Here is an 18,345-nt window from a genome sequence, read left to right as displayed (position 1 = left end):
TCCCATCCTCATCCAGCTCGGGTTTGTTTGTCTGGATTTGAGCGGGCCATAACACTAGGGCATCAAGCTTGGCTCATCCCTACTGCAAGACGCGGTCAACCGGGCTGTAGCAATTTCTCAGAACGCTGGTGTCCGAGCTTTGCTGGTGCATGCCCTTCACGAGCGCGCCAAGGAGTTCTACGAACACTATGGTTTTCAGTCGTCGCCGTTGCATCCGCTGACGCTGATGCTGAGATTGAATACCGGCAAGGCATGAGCACACCCGCTTGGCTTCTGCCGCGAACAGCTTTGTCATGAAGGCATTCGCCATGGAGACGACATTGATAAGGCAAGGCGATTGCATTCCCATCAGTACTGTCCATCCCTTTGATCGGAGTGCGCTATGGTGGCCACCCTTGAAGTCGAGTCACCCTGACCGACCGCTACCAGAACACGGTGCCGGAAACGGTTCGCCGTGCCCTTAGAATAGATGCCTGAAGACCCGCATAAACATTAGCCTTCAGGGCATTGGTCATAAAAGATTCGCGGTTACCGGGGGCTGGCGCCGTTGGTAATAGTATCCTCAAGACCACAATCCTGACGCACGAACCGCGCCCCCATGATGGCGCAAGGGTTTGGAGGCTGAGTTAAAAATAACGCATCGCGAAAACGCTAAACAAGCACTATTTGCTTTGAGATAATCGACCGTGGCTCAATTTGATTATGAGAAACGTGCTCGATGGCATTGGTTGATCCGTACGTATTGCGGCACGGTTGCTGCGAAGTCAGGGGCGAGGATGTGGCATACATTCGTCGTTTTCTCGCCAACTTTCCAAGCCTATCGCGATCCGAGGCTATTCTGACGCTGAGCGAGCACCTGGGTTGGACGACGCTCGCGGGGAGCCCAAGGAGGATGCGGCGCGTAGCTTGCTCGAACAACTCGATCAGGCGGAAGAGATTCATCTGCCGCCCCTCAAGAGCAGCGGGCCGGGTTCGGGTAAGACTCGGCGCCGAAGCGAACCGGCGGTACTGATTGCGCCTGAGCCGCCGCCCACGCTCCAATGTGCGCTGGCCGAGTTGTCGCCGGTGCGTTTGCGCCTGGTCAGCGAACGCCATGACGTAACGCACGTCAATGCTACTACCTTCCGTTCGATGACTGGAACCACTTGATGCGCTTTATGGGCAAACGTCCGGACGCAGAACCGTACGATACCGGGTGAAACAACCGTCTTTCGCTTTCCCGTTCTTTAACCGCGCCGTTCGCTACCGGGCATGATTTTAATAATGAGAATTGCTGTCTTCCTTCTCGGTCTGCGCTGTAACGCCTTTATGCTTGTTGTCAAACCTCACTCTTCAGCGAGCGCCTTCCGGAGTGCCGGGAAAAACTCCGATGCGCCGGCGCGAATCGAATAATTCGCATGCTCGGAAAAAGGCGTCTGGTGCGGATTGATCTCCACGAGCAGGGCGCCGTATTCCTTCGCCGCCATCGGAAGGCTCGCCGCCGGCTGGATGATCGCCGAGGTACCTACCGTGAAAAAGATATCGGCATCAAACGCGGCCTCTGCCGCGAGGGAAAATACGTCCTCGTCGAGGGCTTCACCAAACCACACGACATCCGGCCGCGCCAGTGCGCCGCAGGACGGGCACTGGCGCGGCGCAGACTGGCCGGCCTGCCACGGGTCGACGAACCCGCAGTGACGGTGGCAGCGAATGCGCAAGGCGCTGCCGTGAATCTCGATAACCCGGGTGCTGCCAGACGCCTGATGCAAGCCGTCGATGTTCTGGGTAATGACCGTGACGCGGGCGTCAGGCAACAGGCTCTCAAGCGCGGCAATACCTTCATGCCCGGCATTGGGCCGCACCTTCGCGAACAATGCGCGCATCGCTTCATGCCATGCCCAGACCTTTTCAGGGGCCTTCCTGAAGCCCTCGATGCTGGCCACTTCCTCCGGATCGATGTTGGCCCATAGCCCCGTGGCACCGTCCCGGAAGGTCGGTATTCCGCTATCTGCCGAGAGTCCGGCACCGGTGAAGATGACCACTTCACTGGCTTTCGCTAGCGCTGTGAGCAGGTTTGCGATTGTTTTGTCCATGGTTGCTCCTCAGACTTGAATCTACCGAAGTTTACACGCCGGATCATGGAAAGTCGCCTGCATCAAACCGGTTCGATACGCCTGAAATTGGCATCTGCTTGTCAGGATTGGCCGAATCATGGGCAGGATAATCGAGGCGACCTTGATAATTGGCATTCTACAGACAGGCTGACCCGAGATCGTTCAAGCACGCCACTCTTCAGGCGCATGCCTTACAGATCGCCTATCCATGCGCTAATCGACGGGGATTGATTTACTTAAAACTCATTCGGCGCAGAGAATACGCAGAATCCAATTCTTATCGTTGCAAGGCAAGGGCGCAACCATCTCATATCGGTCATTATTTTCAATCCTTCGATGGATCAAGATATCACTAAGGTGATAAAGTTAATCACAAAGAACGCTACCAGCCATTTGTTCCCTTGACCCGAGCTGATGCTCGATTCTAAAACGCTCAGATGTTCTGGCTGACAAATTGCATACAGAGCACCATTGAAATAAAGATCCGAAATCCGGCCGATCTTGCCTGATGCGACAGAGCCGGCAACAATCCCTTTCGATGAGGTCAAAGTGCCCTCATCAACTTCAGCGGAGGCTGCCATGAAGTCAGTGTTCTTCTTTTTACTCACCGCTTGGGCGGGTGTTGCGACGACCCAGGCGGCAACGCCGGCAGAAGTCGTTTCCACCGCCGCTGACCGCAGCAGTACGGCGGTCACCGTTTATAACGACAACCTGGCCCTGGTCAAGGAAAAGCGCCAGATCAACCTGCCCGCCGGCACGGTTCGCCTTTCGCTACGCGAGGTTTCGGCCCAGCTTCAAGCGGAAACGGCTCTCCTGCGGGCGGTGAGCGGCAGGCCGATCACCCTGATCGAGCAAAACTTCGATTTCGATCTGCTGACTCCCGAGAAGCTGCTCGATAAATATGTCGGGCGGGAAGTCACCGTTATCCGCAGCAATCCGGCCACTGGCGTCGAAACGCGGGAAAAGGCCACCGTTCTGGCCGCCGGGCAAGGCACCGTGCTGCGCTTTGCCGACCGCATCGAGACCGGCGTGCCAGGCCGCATCGCTTATGACAGCGTGCCCTCCAATCTGCGCGACCGGCCGACCCTGTCGGTGCTGTTCGAAGGCGGCGGCGGCCAGCAGACCCTGGAGCTTTCCTATCTGACCGGCGGCATTTCCTGGCGGGCCGACTACGTGGCCGAACTGGCGGCGGATGGCAAGTCTCTCGATCTCTCCGGCTGGGTGACCCTGACCAACAGCAGCGGGACGACTTTTGAAAATGCTCACCTGCAACTGGTCGCCGGAAAAGTGAATCGCGTGCGCCAAGGCTACCAGATGGCGAACATGCCGGCGCCCTCGCCGGCGGCAAGGTCAAGCATGGCGCCTCCCCCGCGCGAAGAAGGGCTGATGGACTACCACCTTTATACCTTCGACCACCCGACCACCCTCGCGGTCAACCAGACCAAGCAACTGGCGCTGCTCTCGGCCAGCGGCGTGCCGGTCGAGCATGAATACCTGCTGGCCGGTGCCGACTATTACTACCGCGCCCTCTTTGACAGCCTGGGCGAAAAGCTCAAGCCGGCGGTTTTCATTATCCTGCGCAACAAGGGCGGGCAGTTGGGCAAGCCACTGCCCGCCGGCATCGTGCGCGCCTACGCCCGCGACAGCCAGGGGGCGGCGCAGTTCGTCGGCGAAGACCGTATCGAACACACGGCCAAGAACGAAACCGTGCGCCTTCGCCTGGGCGAAGCCTTCGACATCACCGCCGATCGCAAGCAGACCAACTACAAGCTGGTCAGCGACAAGGTGGCGGAAACCAGCTATCGCCTGGTCATCCGCAACGCCAAGCCGGAAGAGGTGGTTGTACAGGTTCAGGAACCCATACCCGGCGACTGGGAAATCATTCAGGAAAACCTGAAGCATACGAAAACCTCATCCCGCACCGCCCGCTGGGAAGCAAGAATCCCCCCGGAAGCCAGCACCACGCTGGAATACACGGTCAGAGTGAAGTGGTAGTTGCACAATCGGTTTTCAGGTGAGGGCTTGTTGAAATACCAGGAATCCACCGCAGAGACGCAGAGACGCAGAGAAAACGCAGAGGAGCCCAGATTGTTGGTAAAGGTTTTCTCTGCGAAACCTCTGCGCCTTTGCGGCTCTGCGGTGGGTGTTTAATCATTTTTCACAACCGATGGGGTTTGAACATGGTCAATCGTCGTGATTTTCTGTAATACTCGGTGCTCGCCGTGCCCGGATTGACCGGGTTTGGCGAGGCCGTCGCCAGTGCCAATCCGCTCAAGGAATACCCGATTTCCTCCGTCGCTTTCACGACGCTCAAGAAAACGGTGGTGCCTGGCCCGACGCCTTCGGCGACGATTCTTCTCGACCAGGTTTCGAAGTTCAAGCAGTACGGCTACGGCAACTGGACGCTTGGCGCCAGCCTCAAATCCGAGTTGCGCACCGACCTCATGCCGGCCGGCTATAGCCAGGCGGCCGTCAGCAAAAAGTCGAAACTGCTGCATTTCTTCACCATCAGCGACATCCACATCACCGACAAGGAATCACCTTCGCAGTTGATCTATCTGCAGCAACTCGTTTATCCGTCGAAGGGCAAGGCGCCCTGGTCGTTCGTCACCTCGATCTATTCACCGGTGATGCTGTACACCACGCATGTTCTCGACGCCGCCGTGCAGACGGTCAACGCCCTGCACAGGAAAAATCCGGTCGATTTCGGCATGTCCCTGGGTGATACCTGCAACTGCACCCAGTACAACGAACTCCGCTGGTATATCGACGTCCTCGACGGCAAGGTCATCACCCCGAGCTCCGGTGCCCACGCCGGTGCCGACAGTATCGATTATCAGCAGCCCTACAAGGCGGCGGGGATCGACAAGTCGATCCCGTGGTACCAGGCCATCGGCAACCACGATCATTTCTGGATCGGATCGCTCCCGGTCAATGACGAACTTCGGCAGTCCTACATCAGCGACACGGTATTCGCCTGCGGCGATGTCCTGATCGACCCGAGAAACATCAGCAAGCCGGATTACTACATGGGCGTGCTCGACGGATCGACGCCTTACGGTGACATCAAAGGCGCCGGGCCGGTCGGAGCGTTCAGCAGCGCGCCAAAGGTGGTCGCCGATCCGGATCGCCGCTCGCTCACGCGCAGCGAGTGGATGCAGGAGTTTTTTTCCAGCACCTCGAACCCGCGCGGCCACGGCTTCAACGAAAACGACGCCAGCAAGGGGTTTACCTGTTACAGCTTCGTGCCGAAGCCGTCGCTGCCGATCAAGGTCATCGTACTCGACGATACGCAACGCGAAGACGATGGCTCGCCCGACATCCACGGCCACGGCTTTCTTGACCAGGCACGCTATGACTGGCTAAAAAAGGAACTGGCGGCCGGCCAGGCGGCCGGGCAACTGATGATCATCGCGGCGCACGTGCCGATCGGTGTCGAAAAAAGCGGTTCCGAGCTGGGCTGGTGGAACGATGCCAAAAATGCGGTCAGCGAGCCGGATCTGATCAAGGAACTGCAAAGCCACCCGAATTTCATGCTGTGGCTTGCCGGGCATCGCCACCTGAATACCGTCAAGGCATTTCCCGGCGCCACCCCCGAAAATGGTTTCTGGCAGGTTGAAACCTCGTCATTGCGGGATTATCCCCAGCAGTTCCGCACTTTCGAGATCTTCCTCAACAGCGACAACACCATTTCAATGGTGACGACCAACGTCGACCCGGCGGTCAGGGAGGGAAGCCCGGCGGCAAAATCGCGGGCCTACGCCATTGCCGCGCAGCAGATCGTCAATACCAATGTTCATACCAATAATCCGACTGGCGATCCGAGCATCAGGCCCATGCCGACGGCCTCCTACAACGGCGAACTGGTGAAGAAACTGCTCCCCGAAATGCAGGAAAAACTAAGGAAGCTGGGAACACCGGTTGGCAAATAAAGCGCATCTGCACACAAGCAAATAGAAGATCAAGAATCAATCTGAAAAAAGCAATTAACCACGGCGGGCACGGCGAACACAGCGACAAAACAAGAGCTTATGCTGAACAATTCAATCACCTGCTGGGTGACGCCGAAGAAACGCCAGAAACCAAGGTATTCGCCGTGCCCGCCGTGTTCGCCGTGGTTAAACTGAGGTTTCAAGTATCAATCCAGGGAAGGCACTCTCGATGCAGCAATCAATTCAGGATCGTAGCCACGATGCAGCGGCACGCCCCACACCCTTGCGCAAAACCCGGCACGCCCTCCGCTGTGCCGCGCTGCTCGCGGGTCTCGTAGCCGCATTCGGTCATGCCGGAGGTGTGCAGGCGGTGGAAGGCGGTTCGGGGGTTTATGCGCTGGGCTATATTGCGCCCCAGGCCGGTCTCATGCCCGATCCGGGAAGTTATTTCAGCGTCAACTATTACGCCTACAACGGCACCTCCACCGCCAACGTTTCGGCCACCCGTCAGGTGTCCATCGCCGGCACGCACCTGAAACTGCAGGAGCAACTCACCGGCAGCATCAAGACCCAGGTTGATTCCGCCTCCAGTCTTTTTTCGCTGACCCATGTATTCACCGAAACCATGCTCGGCGGCAACCCTGGGCTGGCGGTGCTCCTGCCCTACGCCAAAGCCGATCTCGACCTGACCGCCAGTGGCGTGTTTTCCTTGACCGGACCCTCCGGCCGTAGCCACAGCCTGTCTTTGAGCGGGAAAGACAGCCAGCGTGACAGCGGCATCGGCGATACGACGCTGACCGGCCTGCTGGGCTGGCACGACGGACGCCTGCACTCGATGGCCATGCTCAACGTCTATGCCCCGACCGGCAGCTTCGACAAGCAGCGTGCGGTCAATGTGGGCAGAAATCATTGGGCGATCGAGCCGATGGCAGCGCTCACCTGGCTGAACGAGGCGACAGGACTCGAAGTATCCGGTGCGGCAGGGATCACTTTCAACCAGATCAACCCGGCGACCGATTACAAGTCAGGAGACGAATTCCACCTCGACCTGACGGTGATCCAGCATGTTTCGGAGAAGTTCTATCTTGGACTCGTCGCTTACGCTTACCAGCAACTGACCGGTGACAGTGGCAGTGGAGCCACAAGCGCCTACAAGGGACGGGTTTACAGTCTGGGCCCGATCATCGGCGGCATGATTCCCCTCGGACAGAAACAACAGTTGTTCATCAACGGGCGCTACTATCAGGAGTCCGGGGTCGAGAACCGGCTCAAGGGCAATACTTTCTTCCTTACCGGGACGGTCAAATTCTGATGTTATCCACACCATGTCGGCGAAAAGCAGTCCGACCCTTCGTATTGATGACGCTCGGCCTCGCCGCAGGGCTGACGTCTGCGGCAGCGGCCGAGCTGAGCAACGAGGATCTGGCCAAGATGTCGCAAAACCCGGTCAGCGAGATGATCAGCCTGCCTTTCCAGAACAATATCGAGTTCAACACCGGGCCCCGCAACCGCACCAAGAACGTGATGAACATCGAGCCGATCATTCCCGTTGGCCGTGGCAGCGACTGGAAGTTAGTCACGCGCACCATCCTGCCGATAATCACCCAGCCGGGAGACGTGCCCGGGCAGGAGTCAAAGACCGGGCTGGGCGACCTGCAGCTCAACCTGTTCTTGTCCCCGGCCCAGCAGGAGGGCCTCATCTGGCGGGTGGGTGCGGTAACCCAGTTGCCCACCCACACCGACAATCGGCTGGGTAACGACAACTGGGGCCTGGGGCCGTCATTCGTCATGATCCATATCGCAAAGGGAGACCCCTGGGTCTACGGCGTGGTGGTCAACAACATCTGGTCGGTAACCGGCGACAAGCCAGGTGGCAGCTACAACAACGGATTGATCCAGCCGATCATCAATTACAACTTCCCCGGCGGCACCTACCTGACCTCGTCGATGATGAACACCGTGAACTGGAAGGCCGAAAGCAGCCAGCGCTGGACGGTGCCGCTCGGCGGCGGCATCGGCCACATTTTCCACGTTGGCAAGCAGCCGGTGAACACGCAGTTGTCTGCCTATTACAATGTTGTTCGTCCGGATGACGCCCCGAATTGGCAGTTGCGGGTGCAAGTCCAGTTTCTTTTTCCGGAATGATTTTTTCCCACCCGGCGCGATGCCGGAATTATTAACAGGCGCTCACGCGCCAAACTACTGAGGAGTTGAAAACCGTGCGTAACCGAACCGTGCTGTACCTTTTGCTTGGCTTGTTGATCGGCGGCTGTGGCGGCCCCTATGTGATGGAGCGGGTGGACTTCCAGGATGGAATGGTGGTTGGTGACGAAGAGGTTGTCGTCGACGGCAACGGCCAGGTGACCGGTGTCAGCGAGGAAGGCTACATCCCGGATGACCGCTACCTGAAATCCTATGAATACGGTGACGACAACCTGGGCCCCAACGCGCCTGGCTACATTCCCTGAATCTTCGCGTAGGCTCGAAAGCGGACTGATGGCCCGGGCCAAGCATTTATCGCCGCCACGACAAGGCCTTCCATCAGACCATGTGGGCGGCCCTGCGCGCCAACGGAACGTGGGCCGGCGAAGTGTGGAACCGGCGCAAGAATGGCGAGGTTTTTCCCGAATTGCAGACGGTCAGCAGTGTCCGCAACGAGGCAGGAAAGGTCACGCATTACGTCGCCGTATTTGCCGATCTGAGTGAAATCCGGCAGGCCCAGCAGGCGGCGGAGCATCTCTCCTGGCGCGACGCCCTGACCGGGCTGGCCAATCGCGCGCTGTTTCTCAAGCGGCTGGAACAGACCTTGGGCAACGCCCAGCGCGAAGGCCGTTTTACCGCCGTGCTGTTGCTCAATCTGGACCGTTTCAAGAACATCAACGAGGCCCGCGGCCTGGCCGCCGGCGATGCGCTGCTCAAAGCCGTCGCCGACAGCCTCGGCCAGATCCTGCACGCCGACGACGTGCTGGCCCGGCTCGATTCGGATGAATTTGCCGTGCTGCTGCCGCGCCTTGAGCTGAGCCTGGATGGCGCCGGTCGTGCGGCATTGATCGTCGCCGAGAAACTGCGTACGGCGCTGCGTGAAACGATCGAGACGGGGGGCGAAGCCGTCCATCTCGATGCCAGCATCGGTGTCGCCCTGTTCCCCGCGTCAGCGCAGGAAACGGCTTCCGACGAATTGCGCCAGGCCGACACGGCGATGCATCAGGCCAAAGCCGAAGGTGGCGGTCGCGCTGTCTTCTTCGAGTCCGGAATGGGCGAAACGGTCAAGGCACGCTACGAACTGGAACGTGAGTTGCGTCATGCCATCGACAACCGGCAACTGCGCCTTTATCTCCAGCCCCAGGTCGATGCCGCGGCACGTCAGGTTGGCGCTGAGGCGCTGGTGCGCTGGGAACATCCCGAGCGTGGCCTGGTCCTGCCCGGCGCTTTCATTCCGCTGGCCGAAGCCTCCGACCTGATTGTGGCGGTCGACCGCTGGATGTTGTCCGAAGTCTGCCGCCTGCTGGCGCGTCTGGAGAATGAAGGCCAGGTCTTGCGCATCGCGGTCAATGTCAGCCCCCGCCATTTCAGCCGTCCTGATTTCGTCGACGAAGTGAAGCGTCAACTGGACGCCAGCGGGGCCAATCCATCTCGCCTGGTACTGGAAGTGACCGAGGGGCTGGTGATCGGCGACGTCGCCGACGTGGTGGCCAAAATGACCACGCTGACGACGCTCGGCCTGCACTTTTCCATGGACGACTTCGGCACCGGCTATTCCAGCCTGTCCTACCTGAAGCGTCTGCCGATCCACGAACTGAAGATCGACAAGAGCTTCATCGATGACGTTCCGACCAACCTCAACGACGTGGCGCTGGTCGAAACCATCCTGGCCGTGGCACATCACCTGCACCTGCAGGTCGTCGCCGAAGGCGTGGAAAACGAAGCCCAGGCCGAATTTCTCAAGGCCCGGGGAACGGTCATCTATCAGGGTTACCTGTACGGCCGCCCGGAGCCGGTCGAAGCGTGGCTGGCGCGGCTGCATGCCAGCACGGCATCGGCATGAACCGCGATTGACCGGCTGCAACCGGCTGCTTCTCGTCGTCCCACGAGGACAGGCTGTATAGCCGGTTCTGCTTGAGCTTCGATGTCAATTGCGCTTCCCAGGTTTATCCTAAAAACCTCAGTTGGATGTGATGCCAATGTCGCAAGCCCTCATCCCCGGCCCTTCTCCCGCGGGGAGAAGGGTGCAAACTCCCTCTCCCCGCGGGAGAGGGTTGGGGTGAGGGCTAAACACCCGTCAAACCTGGAGTTGCGGTCAATTAGTCGCTGTCAACTGCGGTTTTTAGGTTTATTGCTCGCTAGGCAAGCGTTTTCTTGACGGTGTCAGCCGCCTGGGTTGCTGCCGCCCGGGTTTCTTCGGCGACATCTTTCGCCAGGTCGGCCGTCTTGTCGGCAGCGCTGGCGGTGGCTGCTGTTGCCTCGTCGGCCAGTTTTCCGGCGCCCTCGCCAGCCCCGGCGACAACGTTACGAGTGGCGGCCCACGCCTGACTGGCGGCTTCCGACACCTTGCTCCTGGCCTCACCCAAGGCGGCGGCGGTCGAGCTGGTGACCTTGCCTGCTTCATCGCTGACCGTGGCGGCGGTACTCTTGACCGTTTCGGCCACCGAACCCAGCGTCGCCTTGCCCCCGGCGATCACCTCGCTCGCCACGCTGGCCGTCTTGTCGGCGGCGCTCGCTGCAAGTGCCGCGGTATCTTCCACCAGTTTGCCCGCGCACTCGCGAAGCGAACCGGCAGCCTCCTTGGTGGCATTCAAAGTCCCCTCGGCGGCATCAGCGAGTTTGCTCCTGGTTTCACCGAGAGCGGAGGAGGCCGCGCCGGCCACCTTGCTTAACTCGTCGCCAACTTCGACGCCGGCTTTCCTGGTGACATCCCAGGCTTCTACGGCGACTTCCGCCGTCTTGTCGGCCAGTCCGTGTGCGCTTTCAGCAACCGACTTGGCGGCTTCAGCAACTGCGCTGGCGGCTTCGTTTGCCAATTCCTTGGCCTTGCTCCAGAGATCGTCCATGACTACTCCTCGAAAAAATATTCACCAGAACGTACCGAACTTTCGCGCATTGAGCAATTGGGTTGCGCAACCGGCACCACCGCTTTCCTGAATCGGGAATGTATCCGCAACAATCATTCAGTGACAGGCTGCACCTGGCAGCCGGTCCACGTCAATACTCGATATGCCATATTCAAGCTACATGGAAGTCTGCTGCGGAAGTTATCCGCAGCCCTGTTACGGCTTGTCGAATAGCCGGTGCAACGCCTGCCGAATGGCTGGAGGCCAATAAATACGGCCATCCTGGAGCAGGCATCGGCCGGAGCCAATGCTCATGCGGCAGGCCAGGCACAGTGCCTGAAGAACGCCTATTGACGGGCGTTGCGGGTCTGGCTCGGCACCCCTGACGTGTGAGAGAAGCAAACCGGGTCAATCGCCTGTGAGCCGCGTGAATTGGCGATCTACAGCCAGTGACTCCGGAGAGCGAGTAAATACGCGCATCTTCAGGCACATGGCCTGCAAACGACCTATGTACATGGCTTGCAGCCATGAGCAATAAGGTCGAATCTGAGGTCGGAACTGAATTCCCGCAGTTCAGGTTACGCGATTCAAGCGCTAACCACCTGAACCTCCGCCGCTTCGAACTTGCCCGCCTGGTAGTCGCGCAGCGTCTGCTGGATCTGCTCGGTGCTGTTCATGACAAACGGGCCGTGCTGAACAATCGGTTCGTTCAGTGGCTTGCCGGCGACGATCAGCAGACGGGAGTCCTCCTGCGCCTCAACGCAGACGCCATCGGCGCCATCGTTGGCGAGAATGGCCATGTGGCGGTCCGGCGCTGTCGTACCGGCCACCTGAACACTTCCGCGATAGGTATAGGTGAAGGCATTGTGCCCGACTGGAACCGGCTGCACAAAACGACAGCCGGCCGGCAGATGCACGTCCAGGTACAGCGGCTCGGTATCCGGACGCTGCACGGCGCCAGCTACGCCATGACTGGAACCAGCAATCACACGCACCCGAACGCCCTCTGCGGTGGTGAATTCAGGAATGGCCGGCGAAGGAATATCGCGATAGCTCGGCGCCACCATCTTGTTCCTGGCCGGCAGGTTGAGCCAAAGCTGGAATCCCTCCATCAGACCTTCCTCCTGTTCCGGCAGTTCGGAATGGATCAAACCGCTGCCGGCAGTCATCCACTGCGCGCCTCCCGGCCCGAGCAGCCCGGCGTTGCCGGCACTGTCATGGTGGCGCATGCGCCCGGCGATCATGTAGGTCACCGTCTCGAAGCCACGATGCGGATGATCGGGAAAGCCGCCGATATAGTCTTCCGGATTCTCGTTGCGGAAGGCGTCGAGCATCAGAAACGGGTCGAGTCGATGCTGCAACTGCTGGGTCAGCACACGAGTCAATTTAACGCCGGCCCCGTCCGAGGTCGGCAGGCCTTTAACGAGGCGTTCAATGCTTCTGAACTGATGACCTGATTCATTGGAATGCGATGTCATGATTTGTGTCCTTCATCAAGTGATTGAAATCGGCTGGACGCAGCCAGTGTCCCGAGCGCGCCCTCGCCTGCCGTAACACGTATCAGAGTCTGTGAAAATATAAAAAATCCACCGCAGAGACGCAAAGGGGCAAAGAAAACGCAGAGGAACCCCACTGGTTTTAAAGGTTTTCTCTGCGAAACCTCTGCGGCTCTGCATTTCCTTCGGTCACCTTTGCGGCTCTGCGGTGGGTGTTCAGGCATTTTTTCACGACCATTCAGGCAAGCAATTCGCCCATCTGTTCCTCGGCTTCGGCAAAGGCCTTGCTCGCCGCGTCCGCGCCCATGGCCAGGCCTTCGGCGTAGATGAACTCGATATCCGTCATGCCCAGAAAGCCGAGAACGCTCTTCAGATAAGGCACCTGGGAGTCGGCCGGGGTGTCGCGGTAGAGGCCGCCACGGGCCAGAGCCACATACACTTTCTTGCCCTTGAGCAGGCCCTCGGGACCATTCGCCGTGTAACGGAAGGTCACGCCGGAACGTGCAATGTCGTCAATCCAGGTTTTCAGTTGCACCGGAATGCCGAAGTTGTACATCGGGACGCCGAGCACAATCGCATCGGCCGACTGAACCTGGGCGATCAGCGCGTCATCAAGGGCAACCCGGGCGTTCTGCTCGGCCGTACGCTGTTCGGCCGGCGTAAACAGGGCCGTCAGCGAAGGCTCATCGAGAACGGGATGCGGAGCACTGGCCAGATCGCGCAATTCGATGCTGGCAGCGGGGTTTTGTGCCTGCAGACGAGCGCTTACGGCAGCGGCCAGGCGGGTCGAGTTGGAACCAGCGGAACGGGCACTGGCATTGATTTGCAGAATTTTCATGATCGGTTTCTCCAGTATTAACGTGAAAGTCGCGCCAGCGACTCTCGAACCTCCCCCTCGCCCTCTGGGATAACCAGCGACTTGGCTGCCGTCTTTTGGCAGCTTAGTCGAGTGGCTAGTAGTTTCATCAGAGGGGTCGGGGGGCGAGATGGGGATTTCGCGGAGCATGCTCCGCGCCCATCGAGCGATTCCGGCTGGTAAGCCGGAATGCGCCCTGCAAGGGAGGGAAACGGGCATGGCTTTCATAATTTTTGGTGCCTTTCAAAGCCATGCCTGTTGGTCAGAATCTGAGGCCAGCCATTGCTGAACCCATGAAACGCATTCTATTGGCGACGCCAGCGATCCGGAAGCAGTCAAAATGGGTATCATTGTTCTGATAATGGAACAATAAGGATGCACATGAGCCTCGATGCCAACGATCTCATTCTCTTTGCCCGCATCATGGAAGCCGGAAGTTTTTCGCGGGCCGCCGAGCGCACGGGCTTGCCCAAGTCCACGCTGTCACGACGCATCACCCTGCTCGAGACAAAACTCGGCGAGCGCCTGCTGAAGCGAAGCACCCGCCGTTTGGCCATTACCGAATTCGGCGAACGGATTCTGGATCACGCCAAACGCTTGCTCGACGAAACCGAAGCCGCCACGGCGATGGCGCTGCACCAGCAGGAGATTCCACGCGGAATCTTGCGCGTGTCGCTGCCGCCCGATTTTGTCGAACGGGGTTTGGGGTGCAATGGAACGGCCAAAGCAGTTAAGCTTATGTCATTACTTATCCGTCAAAAAATGGCTGTTCAGCCGGATATTTTTGCTATCCATGATTCTCTGCTAATGGTGCAGAGCAGCAACGATTGTTGATCTTTGGCAAGTGCCTTCCAGCTGGCCGGACCCGACCCAGAACGGTCTGATGATGTTTTCATGAGCAATGGCGGCTAAGTTATCGAAAACCTGCCGTTCGGGATTTTGGCGTGGCGGTCTGAGCCTCGGCCTCAGTGGCCATCGGGGGGCAGCAACTTGAGCGGCAGCTGTGTCGCACATTGCAGCCGTTCGACTATAACTAAGCAAAAATCAGTGGCAGTAAGCCGGAACGTCTGATTGTCAAAAATGGCGACTCACCCTTTCGAACCAAATGCGACGTAACGTGTTTTGGGCGGCGGACATTCCGGCCGAGCGCCAAAACGCCTTCCCAGGCCAGGCTTTGACGGTTGCAGGTGCCGTCGATGCTCACGTGACCACGCATTTCATCAAGCTCGGCGAGCGGTTCGGCCAAGGCCCGGCGAACGTGGTAAAGCGCTTCCACCGGGATGGCCAGCCTGGCACAGTCAAGTTCCGCATCTTCCCGTACCTCGATGCTCTCCGGGAGGCTCCAGATATCTGCAGTAATGGCCATGGCATGCCCCATGACTAGGGGCGTGGGTCAGCAATTGATGCCAGCAGATTTTGCCCTCTCGCACGTTTGATTTCCTGTCGATTCAGTCGCCCTCGTCCGTCAAAAACATCATCGGGTTCGAGTGAAAAATGCTATACAGCGTCTAGTGAAGTTGCGGCCGAAGTGACATTCGGCATACGGCAGAAATCCCGACGATAATGATCAGCCGGAACGAACGATTACCCACCGAAACAGGACTCGACGGTCTCTTTAACCGATGAACGCATCCGTGACCCCAGTCTATGAAACGAAAGCGCCTGCCTGCTGGGGGCCGGCCAGGCAACTTTTATGGTTTTGTTTGCTCTGCCTCGGCTTGGCGTCGGTGCAGGCTTGGGCAGTGGTTCCGCCGCTGCGTGGCGGACGCTTCGCCCTGCTGATCTCGATCGCCAATTATCCAGGCCTGCCCAGGCTGGCCGGCGCCCAGCGCGATATCGACCTGGCCCGCGCCGTCGCTAGAGCAGCGGGAGTTCCCGATAGCAATATATTCGCGCTGCGTGAGCGCGAGGCGAGCGGCGAGGGTATCCGGCGCATGCTCGTTGAACTGGCGCTGCGCTTGGCGCCCTCCGACCGGGCACTGATCTATTTTTCCGGAATGGGCCGGCGACGAGCAGATCCCGACCATCCGGGTGGCTGCGAAGAGCTGTTTCTGGCTGCTGACGGCGAAGCGCTTGGCTACGGCGAACTGGCCGCGCTGCTCGTGCCGGTTGCCGAACGTGCCGAGAAGACGGTCGTCTTCTTCGATTCCTGCGCAACGCCGCAGCGCGGCGGCAGCGGCTTCAATGCACGTTGCCTAGCGGCGGCACCGGGCAGCACCTGCCGACCCGAAGCGAACGTGCGCTGGCGTAACTTCACGAGCGATCTTCGCAAGGCGGGCGTGCCGACGTCCAATATTGTCAGCGTGCATGCCGGACGGCCCGGCAAGGCGGTGTTCGATGAGTCGCCCTCGGCGACCGTCAACCGGTGCCTGCTGCTTGACGCGCCCGACCTCGACCAGTCGGGTGCGCTATCGATTTCGGAGCGAATCAGTTGTGCCCAGCAGTCGTTTGAGCGCTCGCCCGGCGCCGGGGGTGCAGCGATCACGCTGAGCGGCAACGGTGCTTTTGTTCCATTTATGCACAAGATGGGCGGCCAAGGGCCGATCGCCAGACTATTCGACGATATTGCCGGTGGCCGCGACGGGCGCAAGCAGATGGTGCTTGAGAACCTGCGTTCCCCTGCCGGCGTCGATGGCCCGGCTGTTTCGTTGCGTTCGTCGGCGGTCGGCTACCTGTACCTGATCGCCAGCGACGGCGACAATGCGGCGCGTCTGGTCTATCCGGCCGTCGCAGACGGCAGCAACCGCCTCGTCGCCGGCGCCACCTTTACCTTCCCGCGCATCGCCGGCCGCAGCGCGCTGGCTCCAGGCGTTTCGCTGCTGGCGATCCTGGCCGACAATGAACGCGACCTGGCGTTGCTGCCGGCGGCTCCGGGCCAGTCATTCGCCACCGACGCCAGCGCCCGCCAGGCGCTTCACGACTTTGCTACCACCTCGCTACGCGCTGCCGAGGCGCCCTGCCAAGCCAGCGGGCAAGAGCGTAATCTCTCGCTTTGGCGCGCCTGCTCGGACGCTTTTGGCGCCGCTGTCATTGTTATCACGCCAAGGTAAGAAAGAGACCATGTCACTTCACAGACAGTTGTTGCTGTCCATCCTGCTCAGCATCACGCTTGCCTTTGCCACTAGCCTGACCATCACGCTGCTTGCTGCGCGGGCGTTTCATGAAGAGCAACTGGCGGTCAAGAACGACGACAATGCTGCCGCGCTGGCACTGTCCATGTCGCAATTACCCAAGGACCGCGCGACGATCGATCTGCAGGTGGTTTCGCTTTTCGAGACTGGCCACTACCAGAGCATCGAGGTGGTCGATACCCAGGGCGCCGTGCTGGCGAAGCGCTTGGCTCCACCCAGCGAGAGCGGCGCGCCGCAGTGGTTTGTTCGCCTCTTGCCGCTCGTTTCGATGCCGGGAAAGGCACCGATCAGCGACGGCTTCCGGCAGTTTGGAACGGTCGAACTCAAGAGCGTCGCGGACTTCGCCTCGCTCGATCTTTACCGCAGCGCGCAGACCTTGCTGCTGGTTTTCCTGGTCGCGACCGGCGTATTGAGCGGGCTCGCCGTGGCGATCCTGGGACGCATCAGCAAGCCCTTGCAGAATGTTGCATCGCAGGCGCAGGGTATTATCGAACGCCGTTACCTGATCATCGAGCCGCCATCGGTGCCCGAATTGCGTACCGTCGGCGAAGCGATGAATCAGATGGTCGAACGTATCCAGATATTGTTCGCCGAGGAAGCCAGGCGGCTCGACGCCATGCGTCAGGCGGCAAACCTCGACGAACTGACGCAGCTTGCCAGGCGCAGCCATTTCATGAGTCAGTTGCGCGGCGCGCTCGACCCTGACGTCGGGAGCGGGCCCGGTGTGCTGGTCCTGTTCCGGCTGCATGAGCTGGGGCTGATCAACCTGACCGCCGGCCGGGCGCCAACCGATACCTTGATCCGGCAGGCCGCCGCGATTGCCGCGAGCCATGCCGGCAACACGACGCAGGCCTTCGCTGGCCGCCTCAACGGGTCCGACTTCGCGCTTCTGCTGCCCGGCAGCGTTGATGCACAGTCGATTGCCACCCGTGTCGACGGTGATCTCAACGCCTTGCCCCACACCTGGCACGAAACGGCACAATCGGCGGTTCCGCTCGCCGCAACGGCGGCGACGGCTTATCTTCCAGGCGAAGACATTGGTCGCCTGATGGCGCGCCTCGATAACGCGCTGGCTGCAGCCGAACGTGGCAACGGTTGTGTGGTCGCCGCAGCGAGCGATGCCGTGCGCCCGCTCGGCAGTCAGGAATGGCGTGACAAGCTCCAGCGTGCGCTCGAGCAGCACTGGATCATGCTCGCCGCCTTCGATACGCGATCCTTCGACGGTACCTTGATGCAGCGTGAATGTTTCGCCCGCCTGCGCCTCGACGAGGGTGGCGAATGGCTGGCGGCTGGAAGCTTCCTGCCGCAGCTGGCGCGCTTGAAACTGACCGCCGATTTCGATTTGGCGGTGGCCGGCGGACTGGCCGGCTTTGGTAAAGCGAGTGACCGGCTGGCGCTGAACCTTTCGGCCGATTCACTCGGCGTTGCCGGTTTTGCTGCGCGCCTGGCAGCGATCATCGCGGCCGCGCCGGGACTGGCACAGCGCTTGTCAATCGACGTTCCTGAGCAGGGTTTGTTTGGCTTTCCCGATGGATTTCGCGACCTCGTGCAGCAGCTGAAGGCGCTTGGTTGCCGCGTCGGCGCCGATCACTACGGGCGCGAGTTCAATCGCCTAGGGCAATTGCAGGGCAGCGGACTCGATTACGTCAACATCGACGCGAGTTTCATCAACGACGTGGCATCGTCGCCCGAGAATCGGAGTTTCCTCAAGGGCGTCTGCGTCCTTTGCCACAACATCAGATTTCTTCTGTTAGGACCCAATTGGTTTGGCACTTTTCACACCAGCGTG

General features: G+C 59.8%; 16 protein-coding genes. 10 read left to right on the top strand and 6 right to left on the bottom strand.

The features are described from left to right. Positions 1 to 861 precede the first annotated feature (861 nt). Positions 862 to 1,149, top strand: a complete 288-nt coding sequence (locus ACOYNV_RS19355; RefSeq protein ID WP_422901446.1) for a hypothetical protein — start codon at positions 862 to 864, stop codon at positions 1,147 to 1,149. A 176-nt stretch (positions 1,150 to 1,325) separates the two neighbouring features. Here ACOYNV_RS19355 and ACOYNV_RS19350 read toward each other — a convergent pair whose 3' ends face one another. Continuing rightward, the gene (locus ACOYNV_RS19350; protein WP_422901445.1) at positions 1,326 to 2,072 is read right to left on the bottom strand and encodes an SIR2 family NAD-dependent protein deacylase; all 747 of its coding nucleotides are present in this window, start codon (positions 2,070 to 2,072) and stop codon (positions 1,326 to 1,328) included. 362 nt (positions 2,073 to 2,434) lie between these two features. Next, positions 2,435 to 2,674 (bottom strand): hypothetical protein, encoded by a 240-nt coding sequence (locus ACOYNV_RS19345; RefSeq protein WP_422901444.1) that lies wholly within the window; start codon positions 2,672 to 2,674, stop codon positions 2,435 to 2,437. On the opposite strand from ACOYNV_RS19345, the gene ACOYNV_RS19340 reads away from it, so the two are divergent. From ACOYNV_RS19340 to ACOYNV_RS19315, 6 genes are all read left to right on the top strand, one after another. Beyond that, the gene (locus ACOYNV_RS19340) at positions 2,673 to 4,088 is read left to right on the top strand and encodes a DUF4139 domain-containing protein (RefSeq protein ID WP_422901443.1); all 1,416 of its coding nucleotides are present in this window, start codon (positions 2,673 to 2,675) and stop codon (positions 4,086 to 4,088) included. The genes ACOYNV_RS19345 and ACOYNV_RS19340 overlap by 2 nt on opposite strands. Positions 4,089 to 4,315: 227 nt before the next feature. Beyond that, a complete protein-coding gene (locus ACOYNV_RS19335; RefSeq protein WP_422901442.1) occupies positions 4,316 to 6,025 on the top strand; it encodes a TIGR03768 family metallophosphoesterase in 1,710 nt (569 codons plus the stop codon). Positions 6,026 to 6,254: 229 nt separating this feature from the next. Next, positions 6,255 to 7,337, top strand: a complete 1,083-nt coding sequence (locus ACOYNV_RS19330) for a SphA family protein (protein WP_422901441.1) — start codon at positions 6,255 to 6,257, stop codon at positions 7,335 to 7,337. Beyond that, complete coding sequence (locus ACOYNV_RS19325; RefSeq protein WP_422901440.1) at positions 7,337 to 8,170, top strand: hypothetical protein; 834 nt, start codon at positions 7,337 to 7,339, stop codon at positions 8,168 to 8,170. The genes ACOYNV_RS19330 and ACOYNV_RS19325 overlap by 1 nt, the downstream gene beginning before the upstream one ends. 74 nt (positions 8,171 to 8,244) lie before the next feature. Next, complete coding sequence (locus ACOYNV_RS19320; RefSeq protein WP_422901439.1) at positions 8,245 to 8,493, top strand: hypothetical protein; 249 nt, start codon at positions 8,245 to 8,247, stop codon at positions 8,491 to 8,493. A gap of 44 nt (positions 8,494 to 8,537) precedes the next feature. Then, positions 8,538 to 10,070 carry a putative bifunctional diguanylate cyclase/phosphodiesterase gene (locus ACOYNV_RS19315; protein WP_422901447.1) on the top strand — a complete coding sequence of 511 codons (1,533 nt, stop codon included), beginning with the start codon at positions 8,538 to 8,540 and terminating at the stop codon, positions 10,068 to 10,070. Positions 10,071 to 10,365: 295 nt separating this feature from the next. On the opposite strand, the gene ACOYNV_RS19310 is transcribed toward ACOYNV_RS19315, so the two are convergent. From ACOYNV_RS19310 to ACOYNV_RS19300, 3 genes are all read right to left on the bottom strand, one after another. Continuing rightward, the gene (locus tag ACOYNV_RS19310; protein ID WP_422901438.1) at positions 10,366 to 11,073 is read right to left on the bottom strand and encodes a hypothetical protein; all 708 of its coding nucleotides are present in this window, start codon (positions 11,071 to 11,073) and stop codon (positions 10,366 to 10,368) included. A 587-nt stretch (positions 11,074 to 11,660) separates the two neighbouring features. Then, complete coding sequence (locus ACOYNV_RS19305) at positions 11,661 to 12,551, bottom strand: pirin family protein (protein WP_422901437.1); 891 nt, start codon at positions 12,549 to 12,551, stop codon at positions 11,661 to 11,663. A gap of 256 nt (positions 12,552 to 12,807) precedes the next feature. Next, positions 12,808 to 13,407, bottom strand: coding sequence for an FMN-dependent NADH-azoreductase (locus ACOYNV_RS19300; protein WP_422901436.1), 600 nt, complete (start codon positions 13,405 to 13,407; stop codon positions 12,808 to 12,810). Positions 13,408 to 13,806: 399 nt separating this feature from the next. Between ACOYNV_RS19300 and ACOYNV_RS19295 the strand changes: the two genes are divergently transcribed. Beyond that, positions 13,807 to 14,259, top strand: coding sequence for a LysR family transcriptional regulator (locus ACOYNV_RS19295; protein WP_422901435.1), 453 nt, complete (start codon positions 13,807 to 13,809; stop codon positions 14,257 to 14,259). A 199-nt stretch (positions 14,260 to 14,458) separates the two neighbouring features. On the opposite strand, the gene ACOYNV_RS19290 is transcribed toward ACOYNV_RS19295, so the two are convergent. Further along, positions 14,459 to 14,791: a hypothetical protein gene (locus tag ACOYNV_RS19290; RefSeq protein WP_422901434.1), complete on the bottom strand. Its 333-nt coding sequence runs from the start codon at positions 14,789 to 14,791 to the stop codon at positions 14,459 to 14,461. A 268-nt stretch (positions 14,792 to 15,059) separates the two neighbouring features. Here ACOYNV_RS19290 and ACOYNV_RS19285 point away from each other — a divergent pair, with 268 nt between their 5' ends. After that, positions 15,060 to 16,475 (top strand): caspase family protein, encoded by a 1,416-nt coding sequence (locus ACOYNV_RS19285; protein ID WP_422901433.1) that lies wholly within the window; start codon positions 15,060 to 15,062, stop codon positions 16,473 to 16,475. 10 nt (positions 16,476 to 16,485) lie between these two features. Next, positions 16,486 to 18,345, top strand: a 1,860-nt coding sequence (locus tag ACOYNV_RS19280; RefSeq protein ID WP_422901432.1) for a bifunctional diguanylate cyclase/phosphodiesterase, incomplete at its 3' end; no start/stop codon positions are given.

It is taken from the genome of Propionivibrio sp., assembly GCF_049316945.1.
Classification (GTDB): Bacteria; Pseudomonadota; Gammaproteobacteria; order Burkholderiales; family Rhodocyclaceae; genus Propionivibrio.
This window is presented reverse-complemented; position numbering and strand designations above follow the sequence as displayed.

Coding starts and splice junctions, on each gene's coding strand:
- ACOYNV_RS19350 (WP_422901445.1), bottom strand. CDS start 2,072: ATGGACAAAACAATCGCAAACCTGCTCACAGCGCTAGCGAAAGCCAGT.
- ACOYNV_RS19340 (WP_422901443.1), top strand. CDS start 2,673: ATGAAGTCAGTGTTCTTCTTTTTACTCACCGCTTGGGCGGGTGTTGCG.
- ACOYNV_RS19345 (WP_422901444.1), bottom strand. CDS start 2,674: ATGGCAGCCTCCGCTGAAGTTGATGAGGGCACTTTGACCTCATCGAAA.
- ACOYNV_RS19330 (WP_422901441.1), top strand. CDS start 6,255: ATGCAGCAATCAATTCAGGATCGTAGCCACGATGCAGCGGCACGCCCC.
- ACOYNV_RS19325 (WP_422901440.1), top strand. CDS start 7,337: ATGTTATCCACACCATGTCGGCGAAAAGCAGTCCGACCCTTCGTATTG.
- ACOYNV_RS19310 (WP_422901438.1), bottom strand. CDS start 11,073: ATGGACGATCTCTGGAGCAAGGCCAAGGAATTGGCAAACGAAGCCGCC.
- ACOYNV_RS19305 (WP_422901437.1), bottom strand. CDS start 12,551: ATGACATCGCATTCCAATGAATCAGGTCATCAGTTCAGAAGCATTGAA.
- ACOYNV_RS19300 (WP_422901436.1), bottom strand. CDS start 13,407: ATGAAAATTCTGCAAATCAATGCCAGTGCCCGTTCCGCTGGTTCCAAC.
- ACOYNV_RS19295 (WP_422901435.1), top strand. CDS start 13,807: ATGAGCCTCGATGCCAACGATCTCATTCTCTTTGCCCGCATCATGGAA.
- ACOYNV_RS19290 (WP_422901434.1), bottom strand. CDS start 14,791: ATGGCCATTACTGCAGATATCTGGAGCCTCCCGGAGAGCATCGAGGTA.